We start from the raw sequence: 12,009 nt of genomic DNA, 5'->3' as shown, positions 1-12,009 counted from the left end.
GAGTTCGCTTGGGGGACTTCGGGTTCCAGGGGAGGTAAGTCTTGAAGGTCGGCTGGGCTTTAGTAGGTATGACTGAGAATAATACATCTAGTTACGTAGATATGCGCATCTACGCATGCAGATTGTCTAGACTAACACCCGCCACAAATCACCAACAACCGATCACCCGAACCAGCCCTCTCATCAGCTCGGACGAGAGGGGCGGTTCGGTGCGGTTACTCAGATGAGGCGAGTGCCTCGAGGAGCTGGGCACCGGCAGAACGAGCAGCGGCGCGCATGACGAATCGGTCGAACCCCCAACGCTTCTGATGCCCGCGCAACTCGGTGACCAGCTCGTCGACCGTGCCGATCAACACGTACGGCGAGTCGAGCAACTCGGCCACACTGGTCGTCGGAATGTCCTCGGCGAACCGCGCACACGCGGCCTCGGCGTCATCGGTGATCTCCACATGTTGCACCAGCGCCTCGAACGCCGGCCTACGCCCGGCCTGGTCCACGGCGTTGCGCGCCCGTTCGACCTGCGCGTCGATTTGCTCGCGACTCCACCGAGTCTCGTGACTGCGACCGTCGGGGAGCGTCCGTCCGAGCCCGGAGAACCCGACGATGTCCGCGGTAGCAGCCGCATACCGGAGCACCCGGGTTCCGTTGCCGCCGACCAGAACCGGCACCGGCTCCTGCACCGGCCGCGGTAAGGCCAGCACTGCTTCCGACAGCTGAACATGCGCACCCGCGAACGTGACCGTCTCACCGGCGAGCAACCGCCGCGTGGTGTCGGTGACCTCGATCATCCGCGCGACCCGATCGGCCGCCGACGGATGCTCGCGCCCCTGCATCGTCCATTCCGCCGGATTGTGCCCGGCCCCGATCCCGAACAGCGCCCGCCCACCGGACATCACGTCGAGCGTGCCGACCTCGCCGGCGAGCAGCAGCGGTTCCCACATCCCGGCGTTTATCACGTTGGTGCCGAGCCGGATCGTCTCGGTGGCCGTCGCGGCCGCGGCGAGCGCGACGAACGGCGACACGAACACCCCCGGATGGTCGGGCACCATCAGCGCGTCGAAGCCGTCCTTTTCACACCCGCGGGCGAAGTCCGGCCAGGACCCGACCTCCATCACATTGGCGGTCATCGAGAATTTGATCGGAGCGTTCATGCTCGCCTCCCTTCGAGCTGCCCACGCTAATTCGGCCGCCCCGAGGCCGGAACCGATTCCGCTACGGGCGAATTCAACGCCGGCTCTGCTCCGCGGTGACGACGGGCAGTTGCACGGTGACCGGGTCGGTGATGGGTGTGGTTTCGACGAGGTCGGTCATGCCGCGGGTGCTGGGATGTTCGTCGTCGAGGACGGGTTCGCCGAGGCCGACGCGCTGCTGGAGTCGTTTCATCCAGGCCGGCGCCCACCAGCAGTCGTCGCCGAGCAGTTTCATGATGGCGGGGACCAGGAGCATGCGCAGGATGGTGGCGTCGATGAACAGCGCGGCGATCATGCCGTAGGCGATGTACTGCATCATCACCAGCTCGGAGAAGGCGAACGCGCCGGTGACGACGAGCAGGATCAGCGCGGCGGCGGTGATGATGCCGCCGGTGTGCGCGGTGCCGATGCGGACCGCCTCGGTGGTGGTCGCGCCCTTCGCGCGGGCTTCGACCATGCGCGACAGCAGGAATACCTCGTAGTCGGTGGAGAGTCCGTAGATGATGGCGATGATCAGAATGAGCACGTTGGCTTGGATCGGCTGCGGGGTGAAGTTGAGCAGGCCGGAGCCGTGGCCGTCGACGAAGATGAGGGTGAGGATGCCCAGGGTGGATCCGAGGCCGAGGACGCTCATCAGGGCGGCCTTGATCGGCAGTACGAGCGAGCCGAAGGTCAGGAACATGAGGATGGTGGTGAGCAGCAGGACGACGACGACCATGAACGGGACGCGGCCGAGCATGCCGTCGATGGAGTCCTTCTTGAAGGCCGGTTGACCGCCGACCAGCATGGTGACCTCGTCGGGGAGGTCCATGGAGCGCAGGTATTCGATGGTCGCGTCGGCCGCGGCGGTGTTCGTGGAGTCGGCGAGTTGTGCCTCGGTGCGGTAGACGCCGGGCCGGATGGTCGAGGCGGTCGGGGTCGCGAATTCGCCTGGTACGCCTGGTCGGAGTTCGGCGAGTCCGGGTGCCTGGTTCGCTAGTTTGACCGCCGCGCCGATGGCGTTGCGGTGGGCTTGGCGGTTGTCGTCGGTGTCTTCGGTGACGAACACCAGCTGCACCGGGTCGGACTTGCGTTTCGGGAAGGTGGCGTCGAATTCCTGCTGTGCGGTCCTGGTCGAGTTGTCCGGTGGCAGATAGGTTTCGCTGAAGGTACCGAAGGCGATGTTCTTCACCGGGATGATCAGCAGGAGCAGGCCGAGGATCAGCGGGACGGCGATCTTCTTGGGGTGCTGCATCACCCATCGGGTACTGCGTCCCCAGAGGCCGTTCTCGACTTCCTCGGCGGTTTTGGTCCGGCTGAAGCGTTTGATGCCGAGCAGGTCGACGCGCGGGCCGAGGATGCTGAGGATGGCGGGCAGGATGGTGATCGCCGAGAGGGCGGCGAGCGAGACGGTCGCGATGGAGCCGTAGGCGAGTGAGCGCAGGAATCCCTGCGGGAAGAACAGCATGCCGCCGAGGCTGATGACGATCATGGTGGCGGAGAAGACGACGGTGCGGCCCGCGGTCATCACGGTGCGGCGCACGGCGACCCGGGTTTCGTAGCCTTCGGCGACTTCTTCGCGGAAGCGGCTGACGATGAACAGGCCGTAGTCGATCGCGAGGCCGAGGCCGATCATCGTGACGACGCTGGAGACGAACGAGTTGACCTGGGTGAATTCGGTGATGAAGCGGACGATGCCGTTGGCGCTGATGATGGTGAGGCCGCCGAGGATCAGCGGCAGCGCCGCGGCGACGAGGCCGCCGAAGACGAAGAAGAGCAGGATCGCGACGGCGGGCAGGGCGAGCAGTTCCATGCGGTGCAGGTCGTCGGCGAGGGTGTCGGTGAGGGCGCCTGCGATCGGTTGCAGTCCGGCGACCTGGACGTCGACGCCGGGGATGTAGAAGACGTCCTTGACGGCCCGGAAGTTGTTGACGATGTCGGTGTCGTTGTCGCCCTTGATGGCCAGAGAGGCGAACGCGCGGTTCTCTTCGGGTTTCCCGAAGAAGGCGGGGGTCCCGGGGGCTGCGTCGGTTGCCCAGTAGGCGCCGTTGATCTTGTCGATCTGCGGGTATTTCTTCGGCAGGTTGTTGAGGCTGTCGACGATCTTGGCGCTGAACGCGGGATCGTCGAGTTTCACGCCGGGTGGTGCGGTGTAGACGAGGAGTACGTCGGCGGAGTGGTCGCGCAGGAAGGCGTCGTCGGCGATGCGTGCGGCGTGTGCCGATTCCGAGGTCGGGTCGTCGAATCCGCTGGCGCCGAGGTGGTTTCCGAGGTCGTAGCCGTATCCGCCGAGTGCGAGCAGGCCGGCGCCGACGATGCCGATGACGAGGAATCGGAACCGGTGGACGAGATCTCCCCAGCGCGCGAACATCAGGCGGCTCTTCGTAGGTGCGGGCAGGTCGGTCGGGTGGGGAGCGGCCTGTGGGCACCGATCATCAAGAGATTGCGTCCTTCCGGTGGTCGCGCCCGATGTGCGCGCTATCCAAAGTACCGGTGTGGCGGAGCGGTCTTCCTGAGAGTCTGGCTAGGAAATGTCGGTGGGGCCAAGGATTTTGCCGAGTGTTCGGGTGAGTGTTCGCAGTTCGTCGGGGTCGAGTTTGGCGGCGAAGCGTTGGTGGATGCCGGCGAGGTAGCGGGGGGCGGCGTCGTGGAGTCGGGTGCGTCCGGCGTCGGTGATGGCGACGAAGGCGGATCGGCCGTCGTCGGGGTTGGCTTCGCGGGTGACGAGTCCTGCGGTTTCGAGTTCGGTGACCAGGCGGCTGACTCGGGTGCGGCTGAGCACGACGCGTTCGCCGAGGTCGGTCATGCGCAGGGGCGGGACGCCGTCGAGTTCGAGCAGGACGTCGTACCAGGCGAGGGGGAGGCCGGCGGCTGCGCGCAGGTCGGCGTCGAGTTGGGGGACCAGTTGGGCGTGTACGCGTAGGAGGGCGGACCAGGCGTGGCTTGCCGCGTGGTGGTTGTCGGTCACGGGTTGATCTTACCTACTTGTGTGCGTCCGCACGCATATAGTAGCGTGCACACGCACATAGTTTTTGGTTCGGAGGAAGGAAATCTCATGACCGACGTCATTGCTCGCGAGGAGCTGGCCGCGGCTATCGAGGCGGGTTCGGTGACGGTGCTCGACACGCTCGGGGCCGGGTACTACGAGAAAGCGCATCTGCCGGGCGCCCGGGTGCTGGTCGAGTCCGAGGTGGAATCGACTGCGGGGCAACTGCTTCCGGATCGCGCGGCGGCGATCGTGACCTACTGCTCGAACGAGGCGTGCCGCAACAGTGAGAACGTCGCGGTCAAGCTGCGGGCGCTGGGGTACACGAATGTGCGCGCGTATCGGGCCGGGATCCAGGATTGGGCCGATGCCGGTCTGCCGGTCGAGGAAGGTGCCTGAGCTGGTCGGGAAGTAAGCGGACTGGGCGGTCGATCGGGATGGATCGGCCGCACGGTCCGTCGCCGCTCGAATGCGTGCAGCGTTGTCTGTCAACGACTTTGCGCGGTGCGATGTGACATGCCCCTCGGTCGCGGCCTGCCGCTGCCGGTTCGCCGGACAGACGTGTCAGGATTCTGGCATGGTGTCGAATCCGCTGCCGCCGATTGCTCGCAGGTTGGCTCAACAGCGCTGGGTCATGCGCACGGCGCCGGTCGTCATCCCCGTCGAACGCGCGGTCCGGCGCTGGACCGACGGCCGGATGGGGGTGCTGGATCTGGTCGGGCTGCCCTCGATCGAGGTGACCGTCGCGGGGCGCAAGACCGGCATCGCGCGGACCACGTCGCTGCTGTATGTCCCGCGTGGGGACGATTTCCTGGTCATGGGCTCCAACTGGGGTGATCCGAAACATCCGGTGTGGTCGTCGAATCTGCGGGCCGCGAGTACCGCCACCGTCCGGCACAAGGGGGAGCAGTTCACGGTGTCGGTCACCGAGCTCACCGGGGTCGAGCGCAAACCGGCTTGGGACCTGGCCGTCGAATTCTGGCCGGGGTACGAGATGGAGTACGAACTCTCCGGTGGGCGTCAGTTCCGGATTTTCGAGCTGCGCCGCGTCTGAGGTCGGGCCGAAAGGTGTTCTCGGCGTCTGCGAGTCGGGTTTGGGCGGGGCTGCCGGCTCGGACGAACTGACGGCCGTCGACGTGGCAGCCCGGTTGTCGGCGGGCCGGGTTACGGTGGGATGGTGACCACGCATCTGACGCACTGGGGCGCCTTCGAGGCAGACAGCGATGGTGAGCGGCTGACCGCGGTGCGGCCGTGGCGCGATGATCCGGAGCCGATGCGGCTGATCGAGAATGTGGCCTCCGCGCAGCACCATCCGACCAGGGTCGATCAACCCTATGTCCGGCAGGGCTGGTTGGAACACGGGCCGGGAGCGCCCGGGCGCGGGGAAGATCCGTTCGTGCCGGTGTCGTGGGACAAGGCCCTCGATCTGCTGGCCGGTGAGCTGGGGCGGGTCTATCGCGAGCACGGGGCCGAAGCCGTGTACGGCGGGTCCTATGGGTGGGCGAGTGCGGGGCGGTTTCATCACGCGCAGAGTCAGTTGCATCGATTCCTGAACTGCCTCGGCGGGTATGTGCGCCATGTCAACAGTTACAGCCTCGGGGTGTCGCAGGTGCTGATGCCGCACCTGCTCGGGCATCTCGGCGTGGTGCTCGAACATGCCACGTCGAAGACGGTGCTGGCCGAGCACGCGGAGTTGGTGGTGGCGTTCGGCGGGTTGTCGCCGAAGAACGCCGCGGTGGCGCCGGGTGGGGTGTCGCGGCACAACACGCGTGGGTGGATCGGTGCCGCGCGGGCGCGGGGCTGCCAGTTCGTGTCGGTGACGCCGCTGCGCGACGACACTCCCGCCGAGGCGGAAGCGGAGTGGCTCGCGCCGCGGCCGGGCAGCGATACGGCGCTGATGCTGGCGCTGGCCCAGGTGCTGGATGCGGAAGGGTTGGCGGACAGGGCATTTCTGGACAAGTACACGGTCGGCTATGAGCGGTTCATCGGCTACGTGCGTGGTGCGGACGGCACGGTCAAGTCCCCGGAGTGGGCCGCGGCGCTCACCGGTCTGCCCGCCGAGCGGATTCGTTCGCTCGCGCGGGAGATGGCGGGTGCGCGGACGTTCGTGACGGTCAGCTGGTCGTTGCAGCGCGCGCAGTACGGTGAGCAGCCGCTGTGGCTGGGGCTGGTGCTCGCGGCGATGCTCGGCCAGATCGGGTTGCCCGGCGGCGGGTTCGGGCACGGGTACGGGTCGGCGGCCAGTGTCGGTGAGCCCGCGCGTGCGTTCTCGCCGCCGCGGCTGCCGCAGGGACTCAACCGCGTCGACACCTTCATTCCGGTCGCGCGCATCGCCGACATGCTGCTCAATCCCGGACAGCCCTTCGACTACGACGGGCAACACCTGACCTACCCCGATATCCGGCTGGTCTACTGGGCCGGCGGGAATCCCTTTCACCACCACCAGGATCTGGCCCGGCTGCGCACCGCGTTCGCGCGCCCTGAGACGGTCGTCGTGCACGACCCGTTCTGGTCCTCGACCGCCCGGCACGCCGACTTCGTCATTCCCTCGACCATGTCGATCGAGCGCGACGACTACGGCGCCGGGGAAAACGATCGCATCCTGTTCCCGATGAAGGCGATCACCCGGCCGCACGGCCAGGCCCGCGACGACTACGCCACCTTCGCCGAGCTGGCCGAACGCCTCGGCGCGGGCAAGGAATTCACCGAGGGCCGCACCGCCGAGGAATGGCTGCGCCACCTCTACGAGGAATGGCGACTCCACCACGCCGGCCACGACCTGCCCGACTTCGACGCCTTCTGGGTCAGCGAACACATCGAACTGCCCGTCCCCGACCCACAGCAGATCATGTGCGCCGACTTCCGCGCCGATCCCGAACGATTCCCGCTCAGCACGCCGAGCGGCAAGATCGAGATCTTCTCCGAGACCATCGACAGCTTCGGCTACGCCGACTGCCCCGGCCATCCGACCTGGCTCGAACCCGACGAATGGCTGGGCGCGCCCGCCGCCGCCGAATTCCCGCTGCAACTGGTCGCCAACCAGCCACGCACCAAACTGCACAGCCAACTCGACGTCGGCACCTTCAGCCAATCCGCCAAAATCGCGGCCCGCGAACCGGTCCGGCTACACCCCGACGACGCCGCGGCCCGCGACCTGCACGACGGCGACCTCGTCCGCATCCGCAGCACCCGAGGCACCTGCCTGGCCGGCCTGATCATCGACGACGCCGTCCGCCCGGGCGTAGCCCAACTCTCCACCGGCGCCTGGTACGACCCCGACCCGGCCGACCCCACCTTCTGCCGCCACGGCAACCCCAACGTCCTCACCCCCGACCGCCCCTCCTCCACCTTGAGCCAGGGGTGCACAGGACAACTGTCGCTGGTCGAAATCGAACGATACGAAGGCACCGCGCCCGACTTGGCGGTGAACCGGCCACCGGCCAAGGCTGCGGCAGAACACCTTTCGTAACGCTCACGCTCGCCGTGTTCTGGCAGCGGATGCATACCCGCACTGGATGGCGTTCGTTCGGTCGGCCGGTAGCGGCACCGGATTAATTGCGCTGCATCGGGACTCGGGGTGTGGATAGGCTCGCCGGCATGATTCTTCGCCATATCGCCATCGACTGCGCTGATCCCTACAAGCTCGCGTCGTTCTGGAGTTCCGTGACCGGCTGGCCGATGTCGGACGCGGACGAAGTGGATGACGACGAGACGCTGCTGGAAGGGCCCGCACCGCTGCCCGGGTTTCTGTTCATCCGGGTTCCGGAAGGCAAGACGGTGAAGAACCGGATCCACTTCGATTGGATGCCGACCGAACGTACTCGGGACGAGGAAGTCGAGCGGGTGATCGGGATGGGCGCGACACTGTATGCGGATCACCGTACCGCCGACGGTCGCGGGTGGGTCACCCTCCTCGACCCCGAAGGGAACGAATTCTGTGTCGAGCGAAGCACATCCGAACGAGGGACCGAAGGCTGAACCCGGCCACGATCATGGGCACGACGGGGAATTCGGCTGCTGTCCGACCTGCGGGGACGACCTCGATCGCCACGATCGGCACATGCGGTTCCGGCTGCCCGATCCGGTACTGGACCTGCCCGACCGGGAGCTGACCGCCGGTCTCTGGATGACCGGTCCGACGCCGGACGGCTCGGTGATGATGCAGGTACCGCAGTTGGGCGCGTTCGTCCGGGTACTGCTGCCCATCGACCTCACCGCCGGTTACACCCTGACCTACGGCGTCTGGCTGGCCATCGATCCGCGCGAACTCACCCACATCTTCGAGGTCTGGTACGCACCCGAGTACCCCGAGCTGGTGGTGAACGGATGGCTGGCCAACGCGATCGAACCGTGGGGGCTGCTCGCGGCTCCGGTCGTCGCGACGGTCCGCGACGCCGACAAGACACCCTTCTGCACTCACTCCAGCGATTCACTGTTCGACCGTGTGCTGCACGAGCAGTGGCCGCACGAACTGTTCCTCGACCACCTCGGCAGAGCCTGACCCGACTGCGCGACACTCCGTAATGACCTGTGCGACCGTGGGATCGGCGCCGACCTCTACGATGCCCCGGTGACCTACGACGACCTCGAGCATCTCGACACCTCCCGCCTGCCGGAGCGCCAGCAACGCATCCTCGCCACCATCCGCGACTGGGTGGTGCGGCAGGGTTACGCGCCGAACTCCCGGCAGATCGGGGACGCGGACGCGGTGGGGTTGCGGTCGTCGTCGTCGGTGTCCAAGCATCTGAACAGCCTCGAGGAGAAGGGGTTCCTGCGGCGCAGCGAGACCATGTCGCGGCCCATCGATGTGCGGATGTTCCTGCAGGGGTCCGCGCCGCGGGAGACCAACGAGGATTCGGTGGCGGTGCCGGTGGTCGGTGACATCGCGGCGGGCACCCCGATCCTGGCCGAGGAGCACACCGACGACATGGTGACGATGTCGCGGCAGTTGGTCGGGCGCGGCACGGTGTTCGGGTTGCGGGTGCGCGGGGATTCGATGATCGACGCGGCGATCTGCGACGGCGACATCGTGGTGGTGCGTCAGCAGAACGAGGCGCACTCGGGGGAGATCGTGGCCGCGATGATCGATGGCGAGGCCACGGTGAAGGTGTATCGGCAGCGCAACGGTCACGTGTATCTGGAGCCGCGCAACCCCGCGTACGAGGTCATCGACGGGGACAAGGCCGCGGTGCTGGGCAAGGTCGTCTCGGTGATGCGGCGCGTCTGATCGGCGGCGTCGTACGCTGAAATGATGTCGGACATCGCGGAACCGGACTTCCAGCGCACGGTCGAGTTGCTGGCCGGTCGGCGGGTGGTGGTGCTGACCGGCGCCGGGGTGTCGACCGACAGCGGTATCCCGGACTATCGCGGGCCGTCGTCGCCGCCGCGGAATCCGATGACCTATCAGCAGTTCGTCGGGGACGCGGTATTCCGGCAGCGGTATTGGGCGCGTAACCACATCGGGTGGCGGCGGATGGACGCGTCGCGGCCGAATCCCGGGCATCGCGCGCTGGCCCGGCTGGAACAGATAGGCGTGGTCAGCGGGCTGATCACACAGAATGTCGATCTGTTGCACACGAAAGCCGGGCATCGCCGGGTGATCGATCTGCACGGCACGTATGCGCGAGTGCGGTGTTTGGGTTGCGAGGCGTTGATTTCGCGGATGGCTTTGGCGGAGTTGCTGGAAGCAGAGAATCCAGGATTCGCCGAGGGGGCGACGACGAACGGGGTGGAGGTCGCACCCGACGCCGACGCGGTCATCGCCGACACCGACAGCTTCCGAATGGTCGATTGCGCCGAATGCGGGGGAATGCTGAAGCCGGACATCGTGTATTTCGGGGAGAACGTGCCCAAGGATCGGGTCGCGGCGGCGTTCGAACTGGTCGATGAGGCGGATGCGCTGCTGGTCGCGGGATCGTCGCTGACCGTCATGTCGGGACTGCGGTTCGTCCGGCATGCGGCGAAACGAGGACGGCCCGTAGTGATCGTCAACCGCGGAAATACGCGCGGAGACGAATTGGCGTCGCTCACTGTCGACGCCGGATGTTCAACGATGCTTGTCGCGCTCGCCGACAGTCTCGGGGATGCGCGCGTACTCGCTGGATCAGCGTCGGCGTAGTCGGGTCTCGTTGCGGCACAAGTGCTTCGTTGCAGTGACTGCGTGTTGGCATTTCGGGCCGTCATAGTCGCTGCCAGCTTTTCTGCCCCGGCCCGGACACGCGCCGGCCGGCTCGCCGAATTGGGCCGCAGCGAGGGCTTCGCGTTCGCCGACCGGGTCGTTGTCCTGGTGAGAGGCGGCGTCGTTGACTCCGATGATGTACGCGAGTTTCGCGGATTGCGAAGGGTTGCCCGGCGAATGATTTGTGCGACGCCAGCGCGCCAGTAGTCGAACTGCCGCGACAGCACACCGATCCGAATCGGTCGGCAAACCCCACGATTCCTGTTGTCACAGTGCGAAACACGCGCGGGTGGATTGGTGCCGTGCGAGCGCGGAGCTGCTGACTGTGCGCGATCACCGACCACGCGTTTGCGGTCGATGCATAAAAGCAGTCCGTGCCGCTCGCGGTTCATGGTGCGCTGGAACTCTTTCCACCTCAATTTATATCGCGCAGGTGGGCTTGCGGCAAGGCCCTGTCGGTGCTGCATACTCGCAGGCCCGAGTTCGTGCAGGCATCGGATAACGGTCGCCCGCCCCGACTTTCACACGGACGGCCGGGCGGTACTGCGGAGACCGGGTTACGCGGAATGGAGGAGCAATGGCCGAGGAAACGGCGCGGAATGTGGGTCCGTCGGGGATCGAGATCGCCTATGAGCGCTTGGGCGATGCCACCTTGCCGCCGGTGCTGCTGATCATGGGCGGCGGCGCGCAGATGATCAATTGGCCGGACGGATTCTGTGCCGAGCTGGTCGACCGCGGCCTGCATGTCGTGCGGTTCGACAGCCGGGACACCGGCCACTCCACGCACATGGCCGACGCGCCGGTCGTCGATATGCCCGCGGCAATGGCCGGCGACCTGTCCACAGCGTCGTACAACCTGTCGGACATGGCGGCAGACACCGTCGGCTTGCTCGACGCACTCGGTTTCGGCAGCGCGCACCTGGTCGGTCTGTCGATGGGCGGAATGATCGCGCAGACCATGGCAATTCACTATCCCGGACGGGTTCGATCGCTGACCTCGATCAGCTCCCGATCCGGTGCACCCGATGTGGGCGATGCCGATTTCGCCGCTATCGGGCCGCTGGGTCCACCACCGCACGATCGGCAAAGTTATATCGACTGGCAGATCCGCACGTCACGGGCGATCTGGTCGCCCGGATTCGCGTTCGACGAGGCCGCCGTCGCCGAGACCGCCGCCCGCGGCTACGACCGCGGACGCGATCACGAGGCGATGATGCGCCACTTCGTGGCCGCCCTCGCCTCCGGCGATCGCACGGCACAGCTGACGGCGCTGCACGTGCCGACCCTGGTGCTGCACGGCGCGAACGATCTGATGTGCGACGTCAGCGGCGGCCGCGCCACCGCCGACGCCATCCCCGGCGCGAAACTGATGATCTTCGACGGGATGGGCCACCACCTGCCGCGCGAACTGTGGCCGGCCTTCGCCGACCACATCGCCGAACTCGTGCGCGGCGCGGAGCCGGCCGGTTACTGAGTTGTCCGCGTACCGGCACTAGCCCACCCCGATGGAACGCGCTGATGGCCGACGTCGACAAGGCGTTGGTGACCCTGCGCGCCGACGGCACGCCGGCCAAGATCTCCGAGAAGTACTTCGGCACCGACGTCAGCAAGTAGCCGAGCGGGCGCCAGGTGGACGAGCTGTCGACGTTCAGCTCGTCCACCTAGCGGCAGCCGTC

At 66.7% G+C, this 12,009-nt stretch carries 11 protein-coding genes; 8 read left to right on the top strand and 3 right to left on the bottom strand.

Annotated features, from left to right (window positions below; all coding sequences use genetic code 11):
- Nucleotides 1-215 precede the first annotated feature (215 nt).
- From F3087_RS09945 to F3087_RS09935, 3 genes are all read right to left on the bottom strand, one after another.
- Entirely contained in the window at nucleotides 216-1,151 is a 936-nt protein-coding gene (locus tag F3087_RS09945; RefSeq protein WP_150401537.1) for a TIGR03621 family F420-dependent LLM class oxidoreductase, read from the bottom strand.
- A 73-nt stretch (nucleotides 1,152-1,224) separates the two neighbouring features.
- Nucleotides 1,225-3,540 (bottom strand): MMPL family transporter, encoded by a 2,316-nt coding sequence (locus F3087_RS09940; protein WP_150401536.1) that lies wholly within the window; start codon nucleotides 3,538-3,540, stop codon nucleotides 1,225-1,227.
- Between the two features lie 153 nt (nucleotides 3,541-3,693).
- Nucleotides 3,694-4,137, bottom strand: a complete 444-nt coding sequence (locus tag F3087_RS09935) for a MarR family winged helix-turn-helix transcriptional regulator (RefSeq protein WP_150401535.1) — start codon at nucleotides 4,135-4,137, stop codon at nucleotides 3,694-3,696.
- A gap of 87 nt (nucleotides 4,138-4,224) precedes the next feature.
- Between F3087_RS09935 and F3087_RS09930 the strand changes: the two genes are divergently transcribed.
- The 8 genes from F3087_RS09930 (at nucleotide 4,225) to F3087_RS09895 (ending at nucleotide 11,807) form a co-directional block, all read left to right on the top strand.
- Complete coding sequence (locus F3087_RS09930; RefSeq protein WP_150401534.1) at nucleotides 4,225-4,554, top strand: rhodanese-like domain-containing protein; 330 nt, start codon at nucleotides 4,225-4,227, stop codon at nucleotides 4,552-4,554.
- 178 nt (nucleotides 4,555-4,732) lie between these two features.
- On the top strand, nucleotides 4,733-5,209 hold the full coding sequence (locus tag F3087_RS09925; protein WP_150401533.1) for a nitroreductase family deazaflavin-dependent oxidoreductase: 477 nt from the start codon (nucleotides 4,733-4,735) through the stop codon (nucleotides 5,207-5,209).
- Nucleotides 5,210-5,329: 120 nt separating this feature from the next.
- Nucleotides 5,330-7,624 carry a molybdopterin guanine dinucleotide-containing S/N-oxide reductase gene (locus F3087_RS09920; RefSeq protein WP_150401532.1) on the top strand — a complete coding sequence of 765 codons (2,295 nt, stop codon included), beginning with the start codon at nucleotides 5,330-5,332 and terminating at the stop codon, nucleotides 7,622-7,624.
- 128 nt (nucleotides 7,625-7,752) lie between these two features.
- Nucleotides 7,753-8,133: a VOC family protein gene (locus F3087_RS09915; protein ID WP_150401531.1), complete on the top strand. Its 381-nt coding sequence runs from the start codon at nucleotides 7,753-7,755 to the stop codon at nucleotides 8,131-8,133.
- Complete coding sequence (locus tag F3087_RS09910; RefSeq protein WP_150401530.1) at nucleotides 8,024-8,656, top strand: DUF2199 domain-containing protein; 633 nt, start codon at nucleotides 8,024-8,026, stop codon at nucleotides 8,654-8,656. The genes F3087_RS09915 and F3087_RS09910 overlap by 110 nt, the downstream gene beginning before the upstream one ends.
- A 69-nt stretch (nucleotides 8,657-8,725) precedes the next feature.
- On the top strand, nucleotides 8,726-9,382 hold the full coding sequence (lexA, locus tag F3087_RS09905; protein WP_150401529.1) for a transcriptional repressor LexA: 657 nt from the start codon (nucleotides 8,726-8,728) through the stop codon (nucleotides 9,380-9,382).
- A gap of 24 nt (nucleotides 9,383-9,406) precedes the next feature.
- A complete protein-coding gene (locus F3087_RS09900) occupies nucleotides 9,407-10,273 on the top strand; it encodes an NAD-dependent protein deacetylase (protein WP_150401528.1) in 867 nt (288 codons plus the stop codon).
- Nucleotides 10,274-10,910: 637 nt separating this feature from the next.
- Nucleotides 10,911-11,807 (top strand): alpha/beta fold hydrolase, encoded by an 897-nt coding sequence (locus F3087_RS09895; RefSeq protein WP_150401527.1) that lies wholly within the window; start codon nucleotides 10,911-10,913, stop codon nucleotides 11,805-11,807.
- Nucleotides 11,808-12,009 lie beyond the last annotated feature (202 nt).

It is taken from the genome of Nocardia colli, assembly GCF_008704205.1.
GTDB classification, from domain to species: Bacteria; Actinomycetota; Actinomycetes; order Mycobacteriales; family Mycobacteriaceae; genus Nocardia; species Nocardia colli.
The sequence above is the reverse complement of the archived record's forward strand: the minus strand, read 5'-3'. Positions and strand labels throughout refer to the sequence as shown.